The 23129-nt window shown below is 52.9% G+C and carries 25 protein-coding genes, 2 tRNA genes and 1 pseudogene; 9 read left to right on the plus strand and 19 right to left on the minus strand.

All coding sequences use genetic code 11. The features are described 5' to 3' along the window. Positions 1 to 1193 (minus strand): annotated as a pseudogene (locus ACP5VX_RS03405) (hypothetical protein); the annotation flags it as partial. Positions 1194 to 1266: 73 nt separating this feature from the next. Between ACP5VX_RS03405 and pyk the strand changes: the two are divergent. Continuing rightward, on the plus strand, positions 1267 to 2688 hold the full coding sequence (gene pyk / locus ACP5VX_RS03410; protein WP_428724496.1) for a pyruvate kinase: 1422 nt from the start codon (positions 1267 to 1269) through the stop codon (positions 2686 to 2688). On the opposite strand, the gene ACP5VX_RS03415 is transcribed toward pyk, so the two are convergent. From ACP5VX_RS03415 to ACP5VX_RS03445, 7 genes are all read right to left on the minus strand, one after another. Further along, positions 2688 to 2788 (minus strand) — tRNA-Thr (locus tag ACP5VX_RS03415). The two genes, pyk and ACP5VX_RS03415, sit on opposite strands and share 1 nt — an antisense overlap. Positions 2789 to 2834: 46 nt before the next feature. Continuing rightward, positions 2835 to 3539, minus strand: a complete 705-nt coding sequence (gene tpiA, locus ACP5VX_RS03420) for a triose-phosphate isomerase (RefSeq protein WP_428724519.1) — start codon at positions 3537 to 3539, stop codon at positions 2835 to 2837. 48 nt (positions 3540 to 3587) lie between these two features. Continuing rightward, positions 3588 to 4742, minus strand: a complete 1155-nt coding sequence (fbp, locus tag ACP5VX_RS03425; RefSeq protein ID WP_428724497.1) for a fructose-1,6-bisphosphate aldolase/phosphatase — start codon at positions 4740 to 4742, stop codon at positions 3588 to 3590. A gap of 88 nt (positions 4743 to 4830) precedes the next feature. Continuing rightward, positions 4831 to 6639: a ribosome biogenesis/translation initiation ATPase RLI gene (locus ACP5VX_RS03430; RefSeq protein WP_428724498.1), complete on the minus strand. Its 1809-nt coding sequence runs from the start codon at positions 6637 to 6639 to the stop codon at positions 4831 to 4833. A gap of 112 nt (positions 6640 to 6751) precedes the next feature. Next, the gene (locus ACP5VX_RS03435; RefSeq protein ID WP_428724520.1) at positions 6752 to 7024 is read right to left on the minus strand and encodes a DNA-directed RNA polymerase subunit M; all 273 of its coding nucleotides are present in this window, start codon (positions 7022 to 7024) and stop codon (positions 6752 to 6754) included. Positions 7025 to 7338: 314 nt separating this feature from the next. Further along, on the minus strand, positions 7339 to 7818 hold the full coding sequence (locus ACP5VX_RS03440) for a hypothetical protein (protein ID WP_428724499.1): 480 nt from the start codon (positions 7816 to 7818) through the stop codon (positions 7339 to 7341). Between the two features lie 47 nt (positions 7819 to 7865). Further along, positions 7866 to 8093, minus strand: coding sequence for a 30S ribosomal protein S17e (locus ACP5VX_RS03445; protein ID WP_428724500.1), 228 nt, complete (start codon positions 8091 to 8093; stop codon positions 7866 to 7868). Between the two features lie 164 nt (positions 8094 to 8257). Here ACP5VX_RS03445 and ahcY point away from each other — a divergent pair, with 164 nt between their 5' ends. Beyond that, complete coding sequence (ahcY, locus tag ACP5VX_RS03450) at positions 8258 to 9517, plus strand: adenosylhomocysteinase (protein ID WP_428724501.1); 1260 nt, start codon at positions 8258 to 8260, stop codon at positions 9515 to 9517. 15 nt (positions 9518 to 9532) lie between these two features. Here ahcY and ACP5VX_RS03455 read toward each other — a convergent pair. Then, positions 9533 to 9606: transfer RNA gene (locus ACP5VX_RS03455), tRNA-Ile, on the minus strand. 63 nt (positions 9607 to 9669) lie between these two features. Next, positions 9670 to 10653, minus strand: a complete 984-nt coding sequence (gene trxB / locus ACP5VX_RS03460) for a thioredoxin-disulfide reductase (protein ID WP_428724502.1) — start codon at positions 10651 to 10653, stop codon at positions 9670 to 9672. Positions 10654 to 10735: 82 nt separating this feature from the next. Here trxB and ACP5VX_RS03465 point away from each other — a divergent pair, with 82 nt between their 5' ends. After that, positions 10736 to 11686, plus strand: a complete 951-nt coding sequence (locus ACP5VX_RS03465; protein ID WP_428724503.1) for an aldo/keto reductase — start codon at positions 10736 to 10738, stop codon at positions 11684 to 11686. On the opposite strand, the gene ACP5VX_RS03470 is transcribed toward ACP5VX_RS03465, so the two are convergent. From ACP5VX_RS03470 to ACP5VX_RS03495, 6 genes are read right to left on the minus strand one after another with little or no spacing between them, the layout of a single operon-like run. Then, on the minus strand, positions 11671 to 12174 hold the full coding sequence (locus ACP5VX_RS03470) for a RecB-family nuclease (RefSeq protein ID WP_428724504.1): 504 nt from the start codon (positions 12172 to 12174) through the stop codon (positions 11671 to 11673). The genes ACP5VX_RS03465 and ACP5VX_RS03470 overlap by 16 nt on opposite strands. Before the next feature lie 33 nt (positions 12175 to 12207). Further along, complete coding sequence (locus ACP5VX_RS03475; RefSeq protein WP_428724505.1) at positions 12208 to 13176, minus strand: DNA cytosine methyltransferase; 969 nt, start codon at positions 13174 to 13176, stop codon at positions 12208 to 12210. Beyond that, complete coding sequence (locus ACP5VX_RS03480) at positions 13173 to 13727, minus strand: transcription factor TFIIE (protein ID WP_428724506.1); 555 nt, start codon at positions 13725 to 13727, stop codon at positions 13173 to 13175. Before ACP5VX_RS03480 ends, ACP5VX_RS03475 begins: the two co-directional genes overlap by 4 nt. Next, positions 13675 to 14250: a tRNA (cytidine(56)-2'-O)-methyltransferase gene (locus ACP5VX_RS03485; RefSeq protein ID WP_428724507.1), complete on the minus strand. Its 576-nt coding sequence runs from the start codon at positions 14248 to 14250 to the stop codon at positions 13675 to 13677. The genes ACP5VX_RS03480 and ACP5VX_RS03485 overlap by 53 nt, the downstream gene beginning before the upstream one ends. Before the next feature lie 3 nt (positions 14251 to 14253). After that, positions 14254 to 15318, minus strand: coding sequence for a GTPase HflX (gene hflX / locus ACP5VX_RS03490; protein ID WP_428724508.1), 1065 nt, complete (start codon positions 15316 to 15318; stop codon positions 14254 to 14256). Continuing rightward, a complete protein-coding gene (locus tag ACP5VX_RS03495) occupies positions 15315 to 15818 on the minus strand; it encodes a multiprotein bridging factor aMBF1 (protein ID WP_428724509.1) in 504 nt (167 codons plus the stop codon). Before ACP5VX_RS03495 ends, hflX begins: the two co-directional genes overlap by 4 nt. Positions 15819 to 15918: 100 nt before the next feature. Between ACP5VX_RS03495 and ACP5VX_RS03500 the strand changes: the two genes are divergently transcribed. The 3 genes from ACP5VX_RS03500 to ACP5VX_RS03510 all read left to right on the plus strand — a co-directional run bounded on the left by ACP5VX_RS03500 (position 15919) and on the right by ACP5VX_RS03510 (position 18400). Continuing rightward, the gene (locus ACP5VX_RS03500) at positions 15919 to 17115 is read left to right on the plus strand and encodes a proteasome-activating nucleotidase (protein WP_428724510.1); all 1197 of its coding nucleotides are present in this window, start codon (positions 15919 to 15921) and stop codon (positions 17113 to 17115) included. Positions 17116 to 17189: 74 nt separating this feature from the next. Further along, positions 17190 to 17666: a PUA domain-containing protein gene (locus tag ACP5VX_RS03505; RefSeq protein WP_428724511.1), complete on the plus strand. Its 477-nt coding sequence runs from the start codon at positions 17190 to 17192 to the stop codon at positions 17664 to 17666. Next, positions 17663 to 18400: a proteasome assembly chaperone family protein gene (locus ACP5VX_RS03510; RefSeq protein ID WP_428724512.1), complete on the plus strand. Its 738-nt coding sequence runs from the start codon at positions 17663 to 17665 to the stop codon at positions 18398 to 18400. The genes ACP5VX_RS03505 and ACP5VX_RS03510 overlap by 4 nt, the downstream gene beginning before the upstream one ends. Positions 18401 to 18403: 3 nt before the next feature. Here ACP5VX_RS03510 and tgtA read toward each other — a convergent pair whose 3' ends face one another. Both tgtA and ACP5VX_RS03520 read right to left on the minus strand, forming a co-directional pair. Further along, positions 18404 to 19969 carry a tRNA guanosine(15) transglycosylase TgtA gene (tgtA, locus tag ACP5VX_RS03515; RefSeq protein ID WP_428724513.1) on the minus strand — a complete coding sequence of 522 codons (1566 nt, stop codon included), beginning with the start codon at positions 19967 to 19969 and terminating at the stop codon, positions 18404 to 18406. Positions 19970 to 19971: 2 nt separating this feature from the next. Further along, a complete protein-coding gene (locus ACP5VX_RS03520; protein WP_428724514.1) occupies positions 19972 to 20424 on the minus strand; it encodes an Lsm family RNA-binding protein in 453 nt (150 codons plus the stop codon). 176 nt (positions 20425 to 20600) lie between these two features. Here ACP5VX_RS03520 and ACP5VX_RS03525 point away from each other — a divergent pair, with 176 nt between their 5' ends. The 3 genes from ACP5VX_RS03525 (at position 20601) to ACP5VX_RS03535 (ending at position 22434) form a co-directional block, all read left to right on the plus strand. Continuing rightward, positions 20601 to 20951, plus strand: coding sequence for a DNA-directed RNA polymerase subunit G (locus tag ACP5VX_RS03525; protein ID WP_428724515.1), 351 nt, complete (start codon positions 20601 to 20603; stop codon positions 20949 to 20951). Positions 20952 to 21019: 68 nt separating this feature from the next. Further along, positions 21020 to 21340 (plus strand): hypothetical protein, encoded by a 321-nt coding sequence (locus tag ACP5VX_RS03530; protein ID WP_428724516.1) that lies wholly within the window; start codon positions 21020 to 21022, stop codon positions 21338 to 21340. Beyond that, positions 21337 to 22434 carry an ATP-binding protein gene (locus ACP5VX_RS03535; RefSeq protein WP_428724517.1) on the plus strand — a complete coding sequence of 366 codons (1098 nt, stop codon included), beginning with the start codon at positions 21337 to 21339 and terminating at the stop codon, positions 22432 to 22434. The genes ACP5VX_RS03530 and ACP5VX_RS03535 overlap by 4 nt, the downstream gene beginning before the upstream one ends. On the opposite strand, the gene ACP5VX_RS03540 is transcribed toward ACP5VX_RS03535, so the two are convergent. Next, positions 22431 to 23129 (minus strand): TCP-1/cpn60 chaperonin family protein (locus tag ACP5VX_RS03540; RefSeq protein WP_428724518.1); only part of this gene is annotated, 699 nt, incomplete at its 5' end. The two genes, ACP5VX_RS03535 and ACP5VX_RS03540, sit on opposite strands and share 4 nt — an antisense overlap.

Genomic DNA, 23129 nt, shown 5'->3' on the forward strand with positions numbered 1-23129 from the left:
GTCAGCGCGAGGAAGCCTATGACGAAGATGTAGCCGGTGCTCACGAGAGTTGAGGCTGCCTTGCTGGCTTGCGCTATGACAGGGTTTTCAACGGTGTTTGTCTGGGTCACCGTCATCGTCTGCGTGAGCGTTGAGTTGTGCCTGACCGTGATGGTCTGCGTCAGGGTGCTGTTCTGTAACACCGTTGTGGTCACTGTGCTTGTGAAGGTGTTGTTGACGTAGATGGTCTGCGTCAGGGTAGACGTCACCGTGGATGTCAATGTGGTTGTGGCGGTCGTCGTCTTCGTGACCGTGACGTATACCGTTGTCGCAGTGTTAGTGCTAGTGACCGTGGACGTGGTAGTAGTCGGAGGGGGCGTGACAATGTTCCCGGAGGGCGGGTTTACTGTGACCCCTTGGTAGCACGTCCTCGGCGGGGGGTCTAGCATGACCTGGCGTATTGTACTGTTGTAACCCGTGTTCGACTGGGGGTCGTAGACAACGATCCAGATACTCGAGGTGTTGGTGACGACCGGGAGTGTCAGCGTGGTGTACAGGTCACCGTAGGCTCCAGTCCCTAGTACTGCGAGGTGAAGGGGGGTGCCCGGTATGTTGGGGTATACGGCGAGTATCTCGTAGATCTTGAAGGGGGCGAGCCCCTTGGCGTACACGTATATCTGGGGTGGTGAGGCCACCCGGTTGGTTATTATGCTCGGCATAACCGATACCGTCACGTTACCCACCGTGTTGTTGCTCCATAAGTCGACAGCCCAATTGTAGCCGCTTATAAAGACATTTCCCGACGCGAGTGTGCAGGCGTAGACGAGTTTGTTGTCGCTCAGGCTCCTGAGCGAGACTATAATGGAGTAGGTGTTGGTGGTGTATATAGTGTACCCGGACAAGTCTGACGGCAAGTAAAAGGGTGCCGTGCTATTCGGGTATATGACCTTTGTGTCGCTGGCGACCACAACGCCGTTGAAAACGAGCGTGACGTTTAGCAAGCCGCCGATGTTGTTGTAGTTGAGGACAACGCCTTCTATCGAGACGTAGGGTCTCCACAGGTATATGTCGGAGCCGTTGAAGAACCCTACAAGGCTACTCGTGATAGTGTATATACCCTCAAAGCACAAGCTCTGGGAGACCGCGTGCCAGGTAGAGCTGAGCGTGAAGGCTAGCGCTAAAGCTATGAAAACGACCGCGAGAAACCTCCCCATGCTACCACGTTTCAGCGCGACAAACACTAGGTAATTAATGTATAAGGGGGTTACTTAAATAAGATTCCTACGTGTGGCGGGTTTGAAAACGAAGATCATTGTGACTCTTGGCCCGGCTACTAAGTCCTACGACATCATAAAAAGGCTGATTAAAGAGGGCGTGTCCGGGTTCAGAATTAACTTCAGCCACGGCGACACGAGCGAGTGGGATTTATTTGTCAAACTCGTCAGGGAGGCGGCCAGCGAGCTCGATCAGCCGACCTCACTTATAGGGGATCTGAGAGGCCCGCAGATCAGGATAGGCGTCTTAGACCAGGGGGTTCTCAAAGTAGAGCGAGACCAGGTTTTGAGGTTTGTCTTCGGGGAGAAAGCCGGGGAGAAAGAAGTCCCGGTAAGGTCTAAGAGCCTCTTCGAGACCGTAGAGGTAGGCGACACGATACTGGTTGGAGACGGCGAGTGCATCCTACGAGTTGTCGAGGTAGGAGACGACTATTTCCAGGCGAGAGCTCTCTACGACGGCGTTATAGGGTCGGGCAAGAAGATAGTTGCGAGAGGCAAGGAGCCCAACGTGCCTCTCCTGTCCAGCGAAGACGTCTCGTTGGTCAAGTATGCCGTGGACCGCGAGTTCACGTTCATAGGGGTTAGCTATGTTAGGAGCGGGCACGACATCAATGTCGTGAGGAACCTCATCGAGGGTATGAAGGGCTCTACGGGGATAATAGCGAAAATAGAGACCCCCACAGCGTATAGGAACCTAGCCGAGATCGTCAGGTCGAGCGACATGGTACTCATCGCGAGAGGAGACCTCGGCCTACACTTCGACCTAGAGAAGCTCCCCACTATACAGAAGGAGGTGATCATCGCCTCCGTCAGCTACGGGAGGCCCGTCATAGTAGCGACCCAGATCCTCGAGTCGATGGTAGAGCAACCTAGGCCGAGTAGGAGCGAGGTAGTAGACGTCTATAGCGCTGTCCAAGACATGGTCGACGCCCTTATGTTGACGAACGAGACGGCTGTCGGAAAGTACCCTCTCGAGACTGTTAGGTGGTTGAAGAAGATAATCGAGTCGGCAGAGGCCAACATCAAAGTAGAGCAGGCCAAGAGTATCAGGGATTCGCTGGGCAAGCAGTCTCTCAAGGACAAGTACGTCCACGGCCTGTTGTCTTTAGCTGAGAGCGTGGAGGGTAAAGTGCTCGTCTTCTCCAAAACCGGCTCCGTACCCCCGCTGATAGCCAGGATGAGGCCCCAAGTCCCCGTGATAGTGGGGACGCCCGACAGAAGACTGGCCGAGAGGCTAACGCTATTCTACGGTCTCAAAGTGTACGACATGAGCAAGACTGTTCAGGGCGATGTCAGTTATGAAGAGGGGATTAGGTTGCTGGAAAGGCTCGCCAGGAGTAGAGGAGAGCTCTCAATCGGGGACGTCGTGGCGGAGTCTTTCGCTAGGCCAGGCGAAGACGTGCACGAGATCCTAATCAAAAGGATACTGTTTTAAGCCGCCGGCGGGATTTGAACCCGCGTCCACCGGCTCTCCCGACCTCGGCTACACCGTAGCCATACGAGGCCGGCGCTCTACCCGGCTGAGCTACGGCGGCTCCGCACCGGAATTAATAAATTCTCACGCGGATTTTATAGGTTTCACTACTGGCCGGTGACGGCTTTAAGAGCGCTTACAGCCATGTCCCTTATAACCGAGTAGGGGTCTTTCGCCTTCACGATCGCCGACGCGACTAGAACGCCGCTCGTCCCGTACCTTATAGCCGAGTACACGTCTTGCCCGTCCGTTATGCCGGCGCCCGTCAAGATCACTACTCTACTGTTGACTCTCCTAATGAGTTCAACACTCCTAATAATGACTTCTGGTTTAGCCTTACTCACGCTAATACCCGTACCTATCAACTCAGGTGGCTCGACAGCGACGTAGTTGGGTTCGAGAGCGGCCACGGCAGCGCCCGTCTCGGGCTCGTCGGCGCAAACAAGCGTCTCCAACCCGAGCTTAGCGGCCCTCTTGACCAGTGAGTTGATGTCCGCAAGTTTGAGCCTGTGCTCGCTGTGGTTAAGTATGACTCCGCTCACACCCGCCTCTTTGAGACCCTCGAGCGGCATGAAACCCGTAACAGCTCCAGGCTCCACGGGGTCGGCGTGTTGTGCGAAGACCCTTACACCAGACCCTGCTACCTCCTCGACGACCCTCCGTATTTCAGTGTAGGGCGGGGCCAGAACGATCTCGACTCCACCGCCCAGTTCTTTCACTACTCTAACCGCGTCCCGAGCAATCCTTAAAGCATGCTCGCCGAAGCTCTGGGGGTAGTAGGCCTTGTAGTTTACGACTATAATGGGCTTCAGACGCCCCCACCCCTAGGTGGAGTGGTCAACGCCTAGAGGAGTAAAAAATTAGTCGTGTTCCCCGCTTAACATCTCGCTGTGTCTCTTCACGACCTTAACTTCCTCGGTCTTGACGAACCTGTTCTTGAGCTTCTCAAGCACCTCTGGTAGAGTAGTGTACTCCATCTCCTCTGGTCCGAGCCTGTGCGGCATGAAGGGCCCGTGCCTACGCATGTACTCGGCTATCTGTAGAGCCAGCCTCCTAGTCTCGTCGAACGCCACGTCGTCGAACAGGTCGGCCGGGCCTATCAACCTGCCTTTGCTGATGTTCCAACCGAGCGCTATTACCCTAGGCGGCCCGTCGAACCTCGTCACCCTGGCGTACCTCATGGAAACCGGTATCAGGGGGCCGTGGTGGCTGCCCCTCATCCAGCCAGCGACCAGGTGAGGGAACGCGAACGCCTCGAGTATCTCGCCCACGGCTGGTAGCCCGGATTGCGCTCTAACGATCGCCACGGGGTCGTCCTTGCCAACGTACTGGCCCGCTACCAGGTTCAGCCTCTCGACACTTACAACGGCAGCGAGTAGGTTGTCTTCTTTCCTATAGACCCTCCTAACAATGTACCTGCCGGTGGTGCCTATCAGCGCGAGCAGGTCGTAGGACTCCTCGGGCGTCTTTAGCAGGACGCTCTTACCCTCGTATACGTCGAACACTTCGAAGACGAAACCGGCATGCATCCTGGGGTCGATGACAAGCCCGGCGGTGTTGAAGGGGTCGGCGAAGATCCTGTACATGGGTAGGTTGAAGGCGCCTGGCTCCGTCTTGTCGGCGTGGAAAGTGATGACCGGCTCGGCTTTCCTCTCCTCCATCTCGAGCTCGGCAACACCCGGCCCAAGCCCTCTAACGTTGCCGCTGAAGGCGTCGCTCAGTAGGTCCTGGCCTGCGGCGTAGAGTTTGAGCTCCTTGGCCACCTTGGTAGCGGCCTGGAACGCGTCCCAGGCGAGCCCGTGTATGTCCGGGTGGTCTGGTCCCTTGGTGTGAGTCATAATTAGCTGTATGTCGTCTCCAACGTGGGTGACGTAGAAGTCTATTATCAGCCCCTTCTGCTTGGCCTCCGACAGGACTTTGGTCGCAGCCGCGAGCTGGTCGGGGTGCGGCATGTAGTGACCTGATATGCTACCAACGTCCGCCTTTATCACAGATAGTGTAATCCTATCTGCCATGGTACCACCTTGTTTAATTGAGTGCGTCAGGTGGGTAATAAAAGTAATCTCCCTTTGCCACACCTCGTTATTTAAACACTTGTTTAAATTAGTCTGGCAGGTAGTACTCGCCTCTGGTTTTCTGCTCTCTGTCGAGGTACGAACCCGGCTTGTTTATCCTGGGCCTACCTGTCTCCGGGTCTCTTCTAACAGTTACATCAAGTTGCTTAAGGAGGTTGTTGAAGCCAGTCCTGATATCAGACGGCCTTAACGCGACGCCTTCAACGCTAGGCTTACCCGTGAAGACCATAATCTTGTCGCTCACGTAGTTCTGGAACAGGAGGTCGTGTTCGACCACTATAGCGGCCTTCCTCTTCTCCTCGACCACCCTCCTTATCAGCCTAGCAACGCTGACCCTCTCCTCGACGTCTAAGTACGCGGACGGCTCGTCTAGCAGGTAGACGTCGGCTTCTCTGGCCAGCGTCACGGCCACGGCCAGTTTTTGTAGCTCTCCCCCACTCAGCTCTGTCACCTTCCTGTCTAGCATCTTGTTCAAGCCCAACCTCCTTGTCAACTCGTCGTAGAGCCAGCTAGTGGGGTCTACGGCGTCCTTACTAGCGTCTGCTAAGTTCTCCTTGACGGTCTCGAAGCGGAAGATAGACGGGGAGACCTCCTGGGGCTTGTAGCTGATCTTATCGGTGCCTACGAGGATCTCCCCCTCGTCCGGCTTAACCACGTCCGCGAGCATGTTTATGAAAGTGGACTTACCTATCCCGTTCGGGCCGAGTATCCCTAGTACTTCTCCGGGGTGCACCTCGCCCTCCTCAACGCTAAGTCTGAAGCCGCTGCTCGGGTAGACCTTGTAGAGGTTACTCCACTTGAGTATAGGATACTCCTCGGGCAGCTTACCCCTGTCGGCTACTACTACCCTGAACCTGATCTGCTCCTTCCTGATCCTGACGTTCTCAGCTGGCAGGTAGCCCTCCAGGTAGTAGTTAATACCGTTCCTAACGCCGTACGGCTTGCTCACTATACCGTACACCCCGGGCTCACCATACAAGACCGCCACGTAGTCGCTCACGTAGTCGAGTATCATGAGGTCGTGTTCGACCACCATGACGTATACCTTCGACGGGTTTAGGAACTCCCTTATAGCTGATGCCACTCTGACCCTCTCCCTGACGTCCAAGTACGAGAAGGGCTCGTCGAAGAAGTACGCGTCGGCGTTCTTGGCCAGGACAGCCGAAATAAGGAACTTTTGTAGCTCGCCGCCGCTAAGGTCTCTAACGTTCCTGTCCATAACTCCCGATAGCCCCATCTTATCGGCGAGCTCTCTGAACAAACCTCTTTCGTCGGCCTTCTCTAGGAGTTCCCTGACACTCCCCTTCAGCACCCTTCTCGCCGCCTCTATGTACTGAGGTTTAACGGCAGCTCTAAGACTGCCGTTGGCGAGTTTCTGGAGATAGGCGTTTATTTCAGTACCTCGAAACGCCCTCAGTATCTCGCTCCAGTCTGGGGGGTTGGAGTAGTTTCCCAGGTTAGGCTTCATCTGGCCGGACAGTATCTTAATGCTCGTCGTCTTCCCGCTACCGTTCCTCCCAATAACCCCGAGTATCCCGCCGAGTGTTAGTGGTGGCAGCCCGTACAACTTGAACATGTTCTCGCCATACCTGTGTACAGTAAATTTTTCCAGCTCGTCGGGTAGGTTCACAATGGAGAGAGCGTTAAACGGGCACTTCCTCACACATATACCGCACCCTATACACGTTACCTCGTTTATTACAACGTGTTTACCGTCCTGGCTCAGCTCTATGGCCTTTACTTTCTTGCCCCTGTTAACCGGGCAAAACCTTATACACTCCAGCGTACACTTGTCGGGTTTGCAGAAGGCCCTGTCTACTACCGCGACTCTGACCAACGGCTCTCACCTTAATCGCTTATTAGCGAGTTAAGCATGATCCAATTCTGACAGTAAGGAAGACGGGTTTAATATGATGAGTGGTGACGGCTCGGATAAGTGAAGAGTCGTGCTAGTCTGACTCCTCTTCCTCGACTTCCTCCTCCCTCATGCTCTCGAGTAAAACCTCGTAGTACTCCTGCAACATCTCCCTCTCATCGGGCGTCAGAGCTGTAGCCTTAGCCTCGGTAGCCTTAGCTGTTATCGTCCTCTTACTGGAGTCCACGACGTACTTAATACCGTACTTCTCGAGGTCTTTCTGCGAAGCCCTCTCTTCGTAACCGCACCTAGGGCACTTCAAAACGTAGAACTCCTCTTTACCCTCCCTCTTCTTAATAGGCATCATTGCTGTGCCGCATCTAGGACAAAACTTGACCAACCCTCACACCTTACGTTACGTTAGTCTTCTATCACTTACTTAAGGAACCTTATTAAATGCTATCACCGCCAGTAGCGGTCGCCCCCATCGAGCCGGTGTAGATACAACACGCCCTCATTTAACGACTTTCTCGCCGAACCGTTTTACTTAAATATCCTTACTCCACAAATACTTCTAAGACGTAAGGTGGAAGGCATGTTGTGGCTTGAAGAAGAGTGGGAAGAGTGGGAGGAAGAAGAAGAGGAGTGGGAAGAGGAAGAGTGGGAAGAGGAGTGGTGAGCCTACAAGAGGTCTAGTAAAACAGCAACGTTTTTTACAATGTTCGTGATGTCCTTTGCGATGTCGGTCTTGCGAATCTCGTAGTCCGAGCAGTTTGAGGGTCTGGGGAAACCACCTGTAGCCGCAACTACGAGGTAATGCTCTGACTGCGAGTAAGAGACTCTAAGGTTCTCCAGTAGGTCCTTCAACTGCTTAAAGCCTGTAACTAGCGTAGCGAGTAGTAAACCCTTGTGCCTTATACGTGTGAGCAGGTTTTTGTTCATATAGTAGTGAGCTAGCCCTTGAACCAGCTGAACGTCGTTCTCGACTAGTTTAGAGGGGATCAGGGCCACAGGTAGGTCTGGTACTAGACCTAAGTCTTGAAGCTCCGCGTCTATGTCCTCGTTTTTCTTCCAGCATTGGTAGATCCGCGCTTCGAACTCTTTACCGAAATACCTAATTAATAGGAGACCAGGCTTCGGGGAGCGAACTTCGAGTACCATTAACACAACCTAGGCTGGGCAGGTAACACCTAGGTATTTAGCCTGCTTCACGAGACAGGCTCTTCGACAGTCTCAACCTTCTTCTCTCTACTCCTTATAGCCACGAGGTGAGTTATGTAGCCTGCGATCTGGTTTCTCAGCTTTTTAGACCTTGTCGAGATGAGCTTCGACACGACTTGCTTATTGGACTCGAAGTCCCGTGTGAACAACTGAGGGTAGCTGTCCAGGAGCTGCCTAGCCACCCTCTTCACCAGCCTTATCCTGACTTTTCCCACGCTAAGCACCTCGCCTCAGGTACTGTGTAACAGGGAATACGTTAGGGCGTTTTAAATTTTTAGGCAAGAGCCGACGACCCTTCGAGAGCCCCGACTAGCTGAGGTGCTGTACGCGATATCATTAATATTCACCGGGTTGCATAACGAAGTTCCGGTGTTCCGATTTGAAGAGCAGAGTAAAAGACTTGAGTCTAGCCGAGCAGGGCAGGCTAAAGCTTGAGTGGGCAATGAAGCACATGCCCGTCCTGATGAAACTCAGAGAGGAGGGTAGGGACAAGAGACCCCTAGCAGGTCTGAGGATAGGAGCGGTTCTTCACGTTACTAAGGAGACCGGGGTTTTAATGATGGCCTTGAAAGACTCCGGTGCCGAGGAGGTGGTCTTAGCTGCCAGCAACCCATTGTCCACGCAAGACGACGTGGCGGCCGCTCTCGTAGAGTACGGCATAAGAGTGTACGCCTGGAGAGGCCAGTCTAGTGAAGAGTACTACTGGTGTATAAGGCAGGTGGCCGAGAGCAGACCGGACATTGTTCTAGATGACGGCGGAGACCTCCACGCCATGCTCCACAGCGAGTACAAGAAGCTGGCGAGCGAGATAACGGGAGGCACCGAGGAGACGACTACCGGTGTCATAAGATTAAAGTCGCTCGAGAGAGAAGGGCTCTTACTATACCCCGTCGTGGCCGTGAACAACGCGTACACCAAGTTCTTGTTCGACAACCGCTTCGGCACTGGTCAGAGCACTTTTGACGGGATAATGAGGGCGACCAACATCCTAGTGGCGGGGAAGATCGTAGTTGTCGCAGGCTATGGTTGGGTCGGTAAAGGGATCGCGCTGAGAGCGAGAGGTTTGGGGGCTAGGAGAGTCATAGTAACGGAGGTCGACCCTATTAGAGCGCTAGAGGCGGTGTTCGACGGCTTCGAGGTTATGCCCATGTCCGAGGCGGCTGGTATAGGGGACATATTCGTGACAGCCACAGGCAACAAGGCTGTTATTAGGAGAGAGCATTTCGAGAAGATGAAGGACGGAGCCATCTTGGCAAACGCTGGTCACTTCAACGTCGAAGTATGGATACCAGACCTGGAGAGCTTGTCGGTCAGGAAGAGAGTGATCAGGGAGAACGTGACAGAGTACACTCTACGAGACGGGCGTAAGCTGTACTTGTTGGCCGAGGGAAGGCTTGTCAATCTAGTAGCGGCAGAGGGGCACCCGAGCGAGGTGATGGACATGAGCTTCGCGAACCAATACCTCGCTGTGAAGTACCTGCACGAGAACAAGGGGAGGCTCGAGAAGAAGGTCTACAACCCGCCGAGAGAGCTAGACGAGATGGTGGCCAGGCTAAAACTAGAGACCATGGGTATCAGGATAGACGAGCTAACCCCCGAGCAGGTCGAGTACTTGAAGTCCTGGTCGTACGGCACCTAGAGAACGCGAAAGAAGTGGGCCCGGGGGGATTCGAACCCCCGACCACCCGGTTATGAGCCGGGCGCTCTACCGGGCTGAGCTACGGGCCCACGGTTCTAATCAATCAAAGTATTTATTCGGGGTTTAATAGCTTTAAATCCGTTGTCCTCCGCTCACGTTTTCTTTACCGATAAGATGTACTTGAACGCGGCGTCGGCCGCAATAGCCCCGTCGGCGGCAGCGGTTATTATCTGCTCGAACCTGTACTTGTAAGGACCACCAGCAGCGTCGCCGGCCACAAACACGCCTTCCAAGTTTGTCGACCTGTCAACTTTGACGACTGCGTGCCCTGTCTCGTCTACCTCCAGCCCGATCTTCTCGAAGAACTCGCGTGGAGGTTTCAACCCTATCTCGACGAAGACCCCATCTACCTCGATCACCCTCTCCTCGCCGGTAACCCTGTTCTCGATTCTAATTGCGCGTACCCGGTTGTCGCCGATTATCTCTTTGACTACGCTGTTCTTCAAGATCTCTATCTTGGGGTTGTTCAAGGCCTTCTCCACGTAAACCCTGAAAGCCCTGAACTCGTCCCTCCTGTGTATTAGGTACACTTTCGAGGCCAGCGAGGCGAGGTATATCGCCGAAGTCAGCGCTGAGTTACCCCCACCGACCACCGCCACGATCTTGTCCTTGAACAAGGGGCCGTCGCACGTGGCGCAGTAGGAGACCCCTCTACCACTGAACTCCTCCTCTCCCTTCACATTAAGCTTCCTCTTCTCGCTACCCACCGCTATAATCACGGCGTAGCCGCACAGCTCCTTCTCACCGACAGTCTTTACACACCACAGCTTGTCCTTCCTGTACATGTCTATGACCTCGTCTTGAATGATCGGAACGTTGTATTTCTTCACGTGGTTAACGAACCTGTTTACTAGCTCTTCTCCCGGTATGTCGGGTAGTCCGGGGTAGTCGTCAACAATGGTCGCCTCGGTAACGTATCCACCCACTAGTTTTGTTACAACAACAGTTTTTAGTTCGTACCTAGCCGAGTAGAGAGCAGCCGTTAAACCGGCGGGACCACCGCCTACGATCACAACGTCGTACACTTCTTCTTTAGTGGGTGCTTTAACAGGCACGATCCTGAGCTTGAAGCTCATGTTAAGCACCTCTTTGTCTTAACATGGGAGAAGAGTGGTTTAAAGCTTGGTTTAGTATTAATGCGACGTGGTGTTTGTCCTCATGGAGTACGTGGAACTCGGCTGGAGCGACCTTAAGATATCCAAGATAGGTCTCGGCACGTGGCAGTTCAGCGAGACGTGGGGGCTCGTCGACTACGAGAAAGCAAAAGCGGTAGTAGCTAAGGCTGTAGAGCTTGGCATAAACTTCTTCGACACGGCCATGGTATACGGGAGAGGCATGAGCGAGACATTCCTAGGCAAGGCCCTTAAAGAGCTCGGGGTTAAGAGGGACGACGTGGTGATAGCAACAAAAATACCCGGAGAGTTTCTACAACCGGAAGACGTGTTCAAGGCCGTGGACAGGTCGCTTAAGAGGCTAGGAGTCACATACATTGACCTACTTCAGATACACCACCCGCCGACTCATCACAACTTCCCGACCTCGAAGTACGCTAAGGCCCTCGAGAGGCTCGTGGTACAGGGGGTTGTAAGGTACCTCGGCGTGAGCAACTACCCGATAGCGCTGATAGAGGACCTCAGGTCCAACTTGTCGGTGACGGACATCGTAAGCATGCAGTATAGGTTCAACCTCGTCGAGAGGTGGTCCGAGGAGGAGCTGATACCCTACGCCGAGGCAAACGACCTCACCTTCATCCCCTGGAGCCCGCTCGCTAAAGGCGCGCTCTCGGGTAAGTACAACTTGGAAAACATCAAGCAGTTCACAGACCTGAGGAGGAACGAGCCGGTCTTCCACGAGGAGAACTTCGTGAAGGTAATGCCCCTCGTCAACCTCTTAGTTGAGGTAGGTAAGAAGTACGGTAAAACGCCATCCCAGGTGGCCCTGAACTGGTTGATCAACTACAGCCCGGTTATCGTGCCAATACCAGGCGCTAAGACCCCTGAACAAGTCGCTGAGAACGCGGGAGCTGTTGGCTGGAAGCTCAGCTACGAGGACTGGAGGGCCATCGACGAGTTGAGTAGGAGTATAAAGATCACCTACGTGACCTGGTAGAATACTTTGTACATGAATATAGACAGCAAGGCTAGAGCTGGTAGTTGAGAAGGGACGTCCTTTAACCTGACGAGCTTCAGTCCAGTCAGCTCTTTTTTGCTCGGCTCGCTTTCACCCGACGGGAACACTATCAGCAGGCTCCCGCTATGGGCTTGGCGTATCTGGGACGCCTCCAGCTCGGTTCCTTCATCGCTGTAAAAGTACGCTTCGCTTGGTCTCAGGAGCTCCAGCGCGTCGCCGAGCTCGGGGAAGACCATGAAAGGCTTGTTGAGCTTAACCGATACCTTGAACGCCTCCGGAATCCCTATCTGGGCTGCCGCCCCAATAGGCTTTACTATAACAGGTACTACCTGTGCTTTCTGCGAGAATGCGTAAACCGTCTTCACGAAGTCGACCACTCTCTGAACACTTGTGGGACTGTATAGTCCTACGTAGACCATAGCCAACCCCGAGCTACCTCCGCACCTCTTGTTTACCTGGAAACTCATGTATTGGTCGTTTTTAATAACCTGTCGCGCTTCTTATAACTCCCGGAGTATCTCGTAGACGAACAGGGCGATCGCCCTGGATAACGGGATTGGTACGGCCTCGCCTACTTGGTTGTACTGCTCGTCTCTACCCCCGTAGAAGACGAAATGGTCTGGAAACCCCATGAGTCTCGCCTGCTCTCTTACGGTCAGTAGCCTGTTCTCGAAGGGGTGTATGAAGCGAGATGAGCCGAGCACCGTCGGGGCGACCTCGTAGGGGTCGAGCCTGATCAAATTGGGAATCTCTCCTACGGCGCCTTGGAAGTATATGAGGGCCTTACCGTGCTTCAGTTTTGCCACCTTTTTAAGTTTCCTCCAGCTCAGCTCAGGGGGCGGGTCGTGGTTGGGGAGAGAACTCCCGGGCGGCGGCATCCCGCTCAGTGCGTCTATCACTCTCACCTTTTTGTTCGACTTCGGGGGTTTTATCTCGACGTTCGATATGAAGACCCTTCGCCTCTTACTCGGGTTAGAGTAGTCCTCGGCGTTCAGTACATTGAAATATAACTTGTGATAACCGATACGCTTAAACTCACGAGTTAAGGCCTCTTTCAGACCACCCTCCATTATCGCAGGCACGTTCTCCATTATGAAGACTCTCGGCTTCAACAACCCGACTATCCTTATGAAATGTAGAGTTAGCTGTCCCTGGGGGTCGACGTACAGTCGGTTAATCGGGTCTCTCTCCCTCCTCGGGTTGGCGCCAGTGAACGGCTCACACGGCGGGCTACCAATGACGAGCGGTATGTCCAGATCTCCGAGCACGCTTTTCAGCGTTGCGTAGTCGACTTCTTTAATGTCCTCTACCAGGACTAGAGGGTCCGGTATATTAGCCTTGTAAGTTAGAGCCGCGGGCTTGAAGTTGTCTACTGCTAGAACTGGTTTGTAGAGCCCCGTCTCGTAGAAGCCCCAGGCAAAACCTCCTGCTCCAGAGAATAGGTCGACGAATTCTACTTTATGTCTCAAAATCCATCACTGTATATGTAGTCTAGAAGTTTGTCGAGAGACTTTAGCTTCTCTCTCAGAAGGGCGAGCTCACTGTCTTTGTCTACTTCCATTAACAGGGAGTTGTCGTTGGGGCAGTGAAAGTCGTTTATGAGGGCCTCGTCGTATCTGAACCTCCTGTGGCATGTCGGGCAGATGTAAAAGGTGTTCTCCTCGAGCTCTCTTATTCTGGTTGACAGCTTCTCCTTGGACTTCCTCAGTCTTGAGACTATGAAATTGGCTAGTGCCTCTCTATTCAAGACCCACCCGTGCAAAACCTTGTCCTTGTCTTTTACCTTGACCGGTACAACTACGGCCTCGTCTGACAGCTTCTGGAGTATTTTCCTCACTATGTTCGACTTTGTGTTCAGGTCTTTACCAGCCGTCTCCTCAATTATCAAGCCGTTGTTCGCCAGCATGAACTCCAGTATTCTCCTGCCCTCCTCGCCCATCATCTTCTCAACGATCAAAATCGTTATTTCAATGAGTTTGTCCTCCCTGGGCACTCCGCTCACAGCTCTCTCTGTCGCCAACTCTTAACACCTTTTTGCCTCTAGGGGTCGGTACTACTACTAGTTTTGCTCCACTAAATTTCCTATGTAGTTCTTCTCCCTTATAATACCTATCTAGGAACACGGCGAGTGCGGCGACCTCGGAGTGCGGCTGGTGACCTATGGCCACGTTGTAATCGGCCAGCTCGTAGAATATTCTTGGGACTTTCTCGGCGCCTACCACGACCAGCAGATCTTTACCCGACCCCCTGATCTCGTCTATGACGTCGTCGACGTGTAAACCGTACATTGTCAAATGAACTACAATACCCCGGGACTTCCACTTCTTAACGTACTCAACGGAGTTCACGCCCATGATGACCTCGAAAGGGCCGCCCCACAGATCCACGACTTTTCTAAGAGACCTCGCGACACTTTCGTCTACAACGTCACCAATAACTATCCCGTTAGCCCCGAAAGACCTCGCGACAAGTCCCACGTGCGTAGTGACTCTTTTGTCTCTCCCGGGTCTGTGACCTAGCCTCAGCACGTAGATCTCGACCATCTCTCACATACCTCTAATGACTCCGACTATCTCGCGCTTAAGAGCGTCCAAGTTAATTCTTTTCTCGGCCGAGATAGGAACAATCCTAGCCGCATTCACCGCCGATTTAGACAGCTCTCTAACCAGCTCTTCAACTCCGTTTTCGTTGATTAGATCTATCTTGTTCAAAGCAACAATGATAGGCTTACCGTGGACGCCTATATCGTTGAATATTTTCAATGAGGAGTCAACTTCGCTAATAACTCTCTTTAAAGGCTTTGATGAGTCCACGACAAGGACGATCAAGTCGGCGGCTGTTACCTCTTCGAGTGTTGCGTAGAACGCCTCGGTGATCTCGGGCGGCAGGTCCCTTATGAAACCAACGGTATCCGTCACAACCATGTGAACCCCGTCAATATCTAATTTCGCGGTCTTGGGGCTCAGAGTGGTGAAAGGTTCGGGTCCTACGGGCATGTTCTTCCCGGTTAAGGCATTGAATAAAGTGGTCTTACCAGCACACGTATAGCCTGCAATCGCTACGTGGGGGACTCCCTCTCTCACCCTCCTCTCTCTCCTGACCTCTCTTACCCTCCTTATCTCCTCGATCTCTCTTCTTATACGGCCCTCCCTTCTTCTGAGAAAAGTGTAATACTTCTCGTAGCCGTACCTGCCAGGTCCGAGATACCCGGCCAGCTCGCCCAGCTTGGACTTCCTGATGAAGTCTCTCACGAGTGGGAGCATGTGTTTGATCCTCGCGAGCTCTATCTGTAGGAGAGCCTCTCTACTACCGGCGTGTTGGGCAAATACCTCGAGTATTAGTAGAACTCTGTCGACAACCTCTGTTTTCACCTCTCTGAGTATGTTCGTCACCTGGCTTGGCCTCAGTATGTCCATGACCACGAGCCTGTCGGGCGGGTCATCTGCTAGTTCCTTGAGCTTGTCTTGTTGAATGTAAGTCCTAGGGTTGGGTCTCTTGACGAAGTGGACCTGGTCTACGACTCCATACACCGTCTTGACGAGGCTTAGCTCTTCATCAACAAAGTCACGATATTTACTCGGTATGAATACGACTACTCTTTCCGTCTTCACTTCTTGCTCACTCTAATGAGGTCGCCTACGGTAAAGTAGTCTTCGTCCTCCCTCCCCGTCTGTAGCGGCTCTTCGGCGGTTCTCTCAATCAACTTTATACCCAGCACCTTCTCCAGTCTCTTAGCCAGTTCTAAGCTGGGTTTAAGCCTGCCCGACTCTATTCTCTTAATAGTGTTCTCACTCTCTTTTATCTTAGAGGCTAGCACAGCCTGCGTCCAGCCGAGCCTCTCACGAGCCTCCCTAATCCTCTTGGCATAGTCCTCAACAATCTCGAACTCCTCTCCAAACCCCCTACTAGCTCCTGTCATAACTCTCTTACTCCGGGAAATAACGACCAGCGGCTTCTTACTCTCTTCCACGTAGGGTCTTGCCTTACCGCTACTTATGAGCTTGCGGTAGCAGTCGGGGCAAACCTGTAAGATAGAGCCCTCTACAACGACCCTTTTGCAGTCTCTCTCATTTAGTACTTCTCTCCCGCATATCTCGCAGTAACAAGGCATTTAGACAACCTTAAGACTTCTCTCCCTGAAGGCTCTTAAATACTATTGAGTCCGGGTTTTAAAGACCTTCTTAAAACCGATAAAAGGAAAGGGAATTTTCATGTTTAGTGAAGATGTGCGAGAAGATGCTACTGAAGCCAGGTTGCCCGATGAAGACTACATTCGCTACCTAGAGAGCAGGTTGAAGCAGCTGGAGAGCGAAGTTAAGAAGCTCAGTATGAAGGTCAATTACTACAAAGCCGAGATCGAGAGGCTATTGGCCCCCCCTCTGATAGAGGGTGTTCTCTTGTACTTGATCGATGGAAACAGAGCCGTTGTAAGGAGCACTACTGGCCCCAACCTCATTGTCAACATATCGGAGAATGTGCCTCGTGAGAGGCTTGTCCCCGGCGCGCGCGTTGCCTTAAACCAGAGAGGCTCGACGATAGTGGACGTTCTCCCCGAGTACGAGGATCCGTACGTACAGTCCTTCGAGGTAATCGAGAAACCAGAGGTGACATACAACGACATAGGCGGTCTAAAGGAACAGATCAGAGAGTTGAGAGAAGTCGTTGAACTACCTCTGAAAAACCCCGACTTGTTTAGAGAAGTGGGTATAGAGCCCCCGAAAGGGGTCCTACTCTACGGTCCACCCGGGTGCGGCAAGACCCTCCTAGCTAAGGCCGTAGCTAGAGAGGCGGAGGCGACATTCATCAGTATTGTAGGTAGCGAGCTCGTACAGAAGTTCATAGGGGAGGGGGCTAGGATCGTCAAGGAAGTATTCAACATGGCTAGGAGAAAGGCTCCTGCTATAGTCTTCATAGACGAGATAGACGCGATCGCGGCTAAGAGGATAGACATAGGTACTAGCGGGGAGAGGGAGGTTCAGAGAACTCTTATGCAGTTGCTGGCGGAGATAGACGGCTTTAGGCCCCTGGACAGAGTCAAGGTGATTGCGGCAACGAACAGAGTTGACGTACTGGACCCCGCTATACTCAGACCGGGCAGGCTAGACAGGCTGATAGAAATCCCATTGCCCGACAAGCAGGGGAGATACGAGATTTTCAGAGTTCACACAAGAAGGATGAAGCTCGCAGACGACGTCGACTTACACGAGCTGGCGAGTAAGACCGAGGGTTTGTCTGGGGCCGAGATTAAGGCGATCGTTACGGAGGCTGGATACAACGCTATCAGGTCGGGTAGGAAGGTTGTAACGAGGGAAGACTTCGAGCTCGCGGTAAAGAAGATTTTGGCGAAGAAGAATGTCAGGAGGGGTATCGTAGAGGAGAGGAACAACAGCCTCCACGTTATCTTCTGAGAAATGTGCAACCGATGTTTTTAACAGGAACCAAATAAGGTCCTTAATTATCATAGTACCTAACGTGACAGCTCATGATCAGGAGGAGGCTAAGCGACCAGGAGCTAGAGGAGCTAAGGTACATAGCCGGCTTACAGTTCGGAGTAAGCGGTGAGTTCATACCTGAAGGGGCTGAGGGCGAGTTTAGTAAAAACACCCTGAAGCTGAGGAGGATAATCGTCGACGATAAACCTTACCTGTCCATCAGAGCCTCGGACTACAGGTTCAACCTCCACATACCTTCAGGACTGGTTTTAAACCGTCTACTTCCTCATCCCCGCCTACGAGTATACGTAATGGAGAGGTACTCGGAATTCGTGGCCAGAGGTGGTAATGTGTTCTGTAAACACGTGGTGATGGCCGACCCCGATATAAGACCCGAGGACGAGGTCTTGGTCGTCGACGAGAAAGGTAATCTGCTGGCGGTAGGCCGCGCGGTTAAGCCCGGCTGGGAGATGGTTTTTTATAAGTGGGGTGAAGCAGTTAGAATAAGGCAGGGTGTTCGGGAGTGAATATTGTACTGCTCGAGAAGATAACCGATGAGGACCTGCGGGACTCGATATTCATAACAGGCTTCCAAGGATTTGGCATGGTGGGTTATTTGACAAGTAGACACCTTGTTTTAGAGTTGAAGTTGAAGAGGGTGGGCTTCGTTAAGACGAAGTACTACCCGGAGACCACCATATACACGAGGGAGATAGGTGTAGTCTACCCGTTCGAGCTGTATTACGGTGTTGTGGAAGGTAAGAAGCTCCTCGTACTCTTGAACAACGGGACACCCAGTGTACGTGATAGGACTAGCTACGCTGACCTGATCGCCAGGTGGGTTAAAGAAAAGAAGGTCTCGACGGCAATACTCGTAGGGGGTCTAGACCCTAGTCTCAGAGAAAGCGAGGAGGAAAAGTACAGGTGGATCCCTGTAGGCGGCTACGAGGGCAAGCTAAACGCGCAACTACTCGAGAACAGGCATATAATCGGGCCTCTAGCCCTCTTGATAATGTTCATGGACGCCTACAAGGTACCCGGTGTAGCGATCTTCGCCTACACGGAGCTCTACAGACCAGACCCGAGGGCTAGCGCGGCCGCGGTCGAGGCCATAGGCGAAATGCTCGGTTTCAAGATCGACACTACGAGGCTACTCGAAGAGGCTAAGATCATAGAGTCTATCGAGGCTGAGCGAGAGAGGATGTTGAAGACGATCGAAATGGAGGAATCGGAGAGAAAGGGCCACCCAATATACCTGTAAACTCTAGTGTGCCGCCCCGGCTTCTCTTAACGCTAGTACGTTGAGCCGTACTTCTACGCCGGAGCTTTTTAACAAGTCCTCTATCTTTCGGGCGAGCCTGAGCTCTACGTTGCTCGAGTTCTCTAAAACACCTATTTCAACCCTGGCCATCTTCTTTCCTTTGACCAGTTCGAGGACTTTGGCGGAGACCTCCTCTAGAACCTTATCGCCCAAACTGTCCAACACGCCCTCCTCGTGTTGGAAGTAGGGGTACGTGTTGGCGAGCTGAATTGGGAACAGACCTAGAACGGGGTGTACTATGAAGACTTTATCGCGGCCCCACCTCTTCAACGAGTATTCTCTTAGACTCGCGAAATCTTTGCCGGTAGCGACCAGTAGGACTATACTGTCGCTTACGAGTACCTTCTCAACCAGCTGAGAGCTCTTCGACTCGATAGCTCTCACTCTCGGGTTGTAGTAGGAGTCCTCGTCTAGGATCAGAAGGGCTGGAGCGTCTGGTTTGGATACGGGGTTGAACCTGAGGAGTATGTCGGCGTGTCTCTTGACTACTTCAAACGCTCTACGCAGGCTAGGGTGCGTCTTGCTCCTCTCTTCCAGTAACTCCCAGAGCCTCCCCTCTCTTATGCTCTCCTTTACAGTGTTAAGTTCCTTCTTCAAAGTGTACAGGTTGTGGAGCGCGATAAGCCTCGTGCGCTCTTCGCTAGGTAGCTCCAGGAGATCCTTGGGGGTGTACCTCGAGCAGACTGGGCAGTTGCAGGGCAGGTATGTCAGTTCCTCGACCCTCTTAGTCCCACCGGGTAGCATGTACCTTCCTTCTCGCGCGTAGAGGATGTAGCTTGCGGAGTCGAAGAGGTCTGCCCCCAACGCGACGAGGAAGGGTATGATCATCGGGTGCCCTACACCGAATACGTGTAGTGGTTTACCCGGTGGTAGGACTCTCTTGACTAGACCGACATACTCTAGGAGAGGGCTGTAATCGTACTTCTCCAGTAGTACTGTAGGCGAGCCGAACGCGAAGATGTGGTAGGGGGTCCTCCAAGCTCTTACGGCGGACTTCTTGAGTAGGTCGGGGTAAGGCGAGCCCTGTATAGGTAGAGCCCATAACTGGTCGCTGTCCATTATAAGGGGGAGTGCTTGGAGAGCTCTTCTCCAGGTCTCTTCCACGGCATTGTACGCTTCGCTCCACGTCATTTTAGTCCCCGTTGGTACGTCGAGTATGACCGCTATGTCGCTTCCGATACTCTTCTGATAGCTCACGATAGTTGGGTTGTCTACCTCCACGTCGCCGTATACGAGTACTTGATAACCCCCCGAGTCGGTCATTATAGTGTTGCTCCACTTCAGCTCTTCGTGTATGTCCTTGACGACGCCTTTGTTCCTCTTGTAGAACAGGTAGGCGTTAGTTATGATCGCGTTGAAACCGATCTCTAGGATCGTGTTTAAGTCAACGTCCTGTCTCACCGGGTCAACAACAGGAAAAATATATGGTGTCTCGATAGTCCCGTGTTTCGTTTTCAGTCTACCGATTCTCCCCGCTAAGTCGTACTCTCTCACGTCGAAGTACTCCAATACTATTCTCCCTTTAGCATCTTACGCCTCGTTTCGAGGTACTGTTCTAGCAACCTGTATAAGGTCTCTGCTATGGGTCCGGTGCCCTCGACACCCCTCTCGCTCACCCTATAGCGCCCCTGGACTTCTACGACTCTGGCCTCGGGTATGATCTTCACGAGGTGTTCAGGTAGCTTCATCTCCTTGATGATGATGTTCTTGAATTCCTCTGGGTCGAACAAGGGTATCTCGAGCACTATTATCTCGCTCAACCTCTCGCCTTTCACGATCACCTTGGGGTACCTGTTCCCTTTGTCGTCCACAGCATTCTGCAGAAGAATGTTCAGGGAAGGAGTGTCGAACCCCACGAGCCTACCCTCGTAGGACCTCCCGTCGGCCAAGACGATTTTGACCCTCTTGTCGATCAAGCTCGTCAACTCGCTTGTAAGTCTCCTCGACGCGTCTAGCACGCTCATAAGACCACCTTCAGGCACTTTAACCTATGTCAAAGTGGTTATTTTGAATATTTCTCCCCCTGACACCCTAATAAGCGTCCTTTCAGCGCTGACTCTGGGTTAACACTTAAAAATATCCCAACGACTTAAAATAGAGCATGGTCTTAGTCCATTAGACCAAACTGTGGCCTGGTAATATGCTTCAGAAGTATACTTGCTCAGTAGAGGACATCGAGAGGCTGAGGTATCCCGGCGTATACAGGGTCAAGTTCAGATGCGGGGATGTGTCGATAGAGCTAGAGTTCCACGAGAAAGTAATGCCCCCTCTGAAGAAGGGGGGTAACGCCACGATAGTTCTGACAGACAGCAGAGAGGAATGCCTACAGCACTACTTCTGCGGTAAAGGCAGTGTCGTGTCTAACAGGAGCATAGGTGAGACGTACAGAGCCGTTGTCTCGATAGGGGGCTTCTTACTCGTGTTGAAGTCGGCCCAGCAACTAGACCTCAAACCTCTCGACGAGGTCTACACAGGGGTCTCGGTCAGTTAACAGCTGTCCTTGAAACTTTCGGCTGTCACCCTCAGCCAATACGTGCTCCTACTTCAAGGGGACGGTTTTTGAAGTACTACGTCTTGAGGCTATACAAGTACATGGGCTCTAGGGACGAGCTCGTCGAAGACGAGCTGAGGAAGCTAGGCGAGCTCATAAGGAGCAGAGTTAGTAGGAACAGGTCGGTAAAGTACATAACAATGAGCGTACTCGGGAGGAACAGAGCTGACGGGATGCTGATCATAGGGGTGAAAGAAGGTGAAGAGGCGGAAGTACAGTTCATAAGCGACTACATAAAGTCCAACTTCAAGCACATAACCGTAGGCGAGGTAAAGGAGTTCGGGCGGGGCGACTCGCGAAGTATACTCGAGATGCTCGTAAATTTTTGAAGAGGAGGGAGAGCGTAGGGGTAATATACCCCACGTCGCTGGCGGTGGCACCGAAATACCCAGTCCAGGAGCCCGTGAAGACCAGAGAAGTATCTGCCGAAGAGTGCATCGTCTTAGGAGAGGTAGTGAACTCTATCCCCCCGGTTGACGCGTGCATCCCCGCAGAAGACTTAAACAAACATTTGCTGGTAACCGGCGCGACGGGCTCGGGTAAGACGTTCACGGTCGCTACACTAGTTAACCGGTTAACTACCGGAGACTACTCGTTCAACTACAGGCCGCTCGTACTCGACTGGCACGGGGAGTACAGTCGCTTGCTGAAAAACCCCAATGTCATAGACCCGTTTCAGTTACCTGTCCCCCTCTTCGGAGATGAGGACCCTAACGTCTCCGTTGACTTCGCTAGTCAGGTGCTCGCCTTAACACCCGCCCAGGAGTACGTATTGCTCAAGGCCTTCGAGAACCTCAGGGGTTGGGACCGCCTAGACTTAGCAGACGTTATCGAGGCGCTCGAGAAGATGGTGGACGAGTCTGGGTGGTTCAGGGAGAGCCGTCTCTCGCTCATGAGAAAGTTGAGAAGGCTCGTGGTAGGTAAGTACAAAGGCCTGTTCAGGGAGACAAGGGTCGGGTTCCTCGATAAAACGAGAAGCCCCCTAGTAGTAGACCTATCCAAAGTGGGCGATCTGACCATCAGGAGGGTCTACGTGGCAGCCCTCCTCAAGAAGATCTTCGATATGGCTGTCCGTGGGGAGTTCGGGGTCAGCAGGCTACTCGTAGTCGTGGAGGAGGCTAGGAACCTTCTAGGGAAGGAAAATCACGTGGACGTGTTAGTCAAGATGCTAGGCGAGGTGCGGAAGTTCGGGGTTGGTCTCGTAGTGGTGTCCCAGTCGCCCTCCTCGCTTGTGGACGACGTGATGGTGAATACCTCTACTAAGATCGTGCACTCGGTGAAGTCTGCCGTAGACTTAGAAGTGTTGGAGAGAGCGACTCACATGCCGGTCGAACTGAGAGAGGTGATACCTTACCTGGACAAAGGGGAAGCAGTTTTATTCTCGAGCCTGTACAAAAAACCTCTATTGATAAAAGTGGTTTAGTCTTCCTCTTTCTTCTCTTCCTCGCCAGGCTTCTTGCCGGTCTCAGTGCCTTTCTCTTTCGCCTTGCTGGCGGCTATCACGTCGTCGATTCTCAGTATTATCGTAGCGGCCTCTGTACCCGCCTTTATCGCGTTGGCTATGACGCTCACCGGCTCTATTACCCCTCTCTCCATCATGTTGACGAGGTCGCCGTTGTTTAGGTCCACGCCTATCCAGGTGCCCTCTTCTCTCTCGTGAGAGGCCCTAAGCTTCATGATTATGTCTACTGGGTCTAGGCCTGCGTTCTCGACGAGCGTGACAACCAGCCCTTCTAGAGCCTTCGCGAAAGCCTCCACGGCAAGCTGCTCCTTACCGCCGACCTTCGTGGAGAATTTCCTTATGTGCTTCGCTAGTTCAGCTTCTACCGCCCCGCCTCCCGCAACGATCTTGCCGTCCCTTATAACGTCCGCAACCGCGGACAGGGCGTCCCTCATACTCCTCTCGGCTTCGTCTACGAGCCTCTCTAGACCTCCCCTTATCACGATGCTGACGGATCTCGGGTTCTTGCAGCCCTCTACGAACACCATCTTGTCCTCTCCGACCTTCCTCTCCTCTACTAGCGCGGCGTAGCCTAGGTCTTCGGGCTTCAGGTCGTCGATATTGCTAACTATCCTCCCACCGGTCGCTCTCTCGAGCTTCTCGAGGTCGCTCCTCTT

It is taken from the genome of Thermogladius sp. (genome assembly GCF_049970955.1).
In the GTDB taxonomy this organism is placed as follows: domain Archaea; phylum Thermoproteota; class Thermoprotei_A; order Sulfolobales; family Desulfurococcaceae; genus Thermogladius.

Excerpts from the sequence above, each read along its gene's own strand:
- trxB (WP_428724502.1), bottom strand. The coding sequence starts at position 10,653 with ATGAGCTTCAAGCTCAGGATCGTGCCTGTTAAAGCACCCACTAAAGAA.
- ACP5VX_RS03440 (WP_428724499.1), bottom strand. The coding sequence starts at position 7,818 with ATGGTACTCGAAGTTCGCTCCCCGAAGCCTGGTCTCCTATTAATTAGG.
- ACP5VX_RS03495 (WP_428724509.1), bottom strand. The coding sequence starts at position 15,818 with ATGCCTTGTTACTGCGAGATATGCGGGAGAGAAGTACTAAATGAGAGA.
- ACP5VX_RS03525 (WP_428724515.1), top strand. The coding sequence starts at position 20,601 with ATGCTTCAGAAGTATACTTGCTCAGTAGAGGACATCGAGAGGCTGAGG.
- ACP5VX_RS03500 (WP_428724510.1), top strand. The coding sequence starts at position 15,919 with ATGTTTAGTGAAGATGTGCGAGAAGATGCTACTGAAGCCAGGTTGCCC.
- ACP5VX_RS03470 (WP_428724504.1), bottom strand. The coding sequence starts at position 12,174 with ATGAGTTTCCAGGTAAACAAGAGGTGCGGAGGTAGCTCGGGGTTGGCT.
- fbp (WP_428724497.1), bottom strand. The coding sequence starts at position 4,742 with ATGGCAGATAGGATTACACTATCTGTGATAAAGGCGGACGTTGGTAGC.
- ACP5VX_RS03435 (WP_428724520.1), bottom strand. The coding sequence starts at position 7,024 with ATGATGCCTATTAAGAAGAGGGAGGGTAAAGAGGAGTTCTACGTTTTG.
- ACP5VX_RS03465 (WP_428724503.1), top strand. The coding sequence starts at position 10,736 with ATGGAGTACGTGGAACTCGGCTGGAGCGACCTTAAGATATCCAAGATA.
- ACP5VX_RS03505 (WP_428724511.1), top strand. The coding sequence starts at position 17,190 with ATGATCAGGAGGAGGCTAAGCGACCAGGAGCTAGAGGAGCTAAGGTAC.
- ACP5VX_RS03485 (WP_428724507.1), bottom strand. The coding sequence starts at position 14,250 with ATGGTCGAGATCTACGTGCTGAGGCTAGGTCACAGACCCGGGAGAGAC.
- ACP5VX_RS03520 (WP_428724514.1), bottom strand. The coding sequence starts at position 20,424 with ATGAGCGTGCTAGACGCGTCGAGGAGACTTACAAGCGAGTTGACGAGC.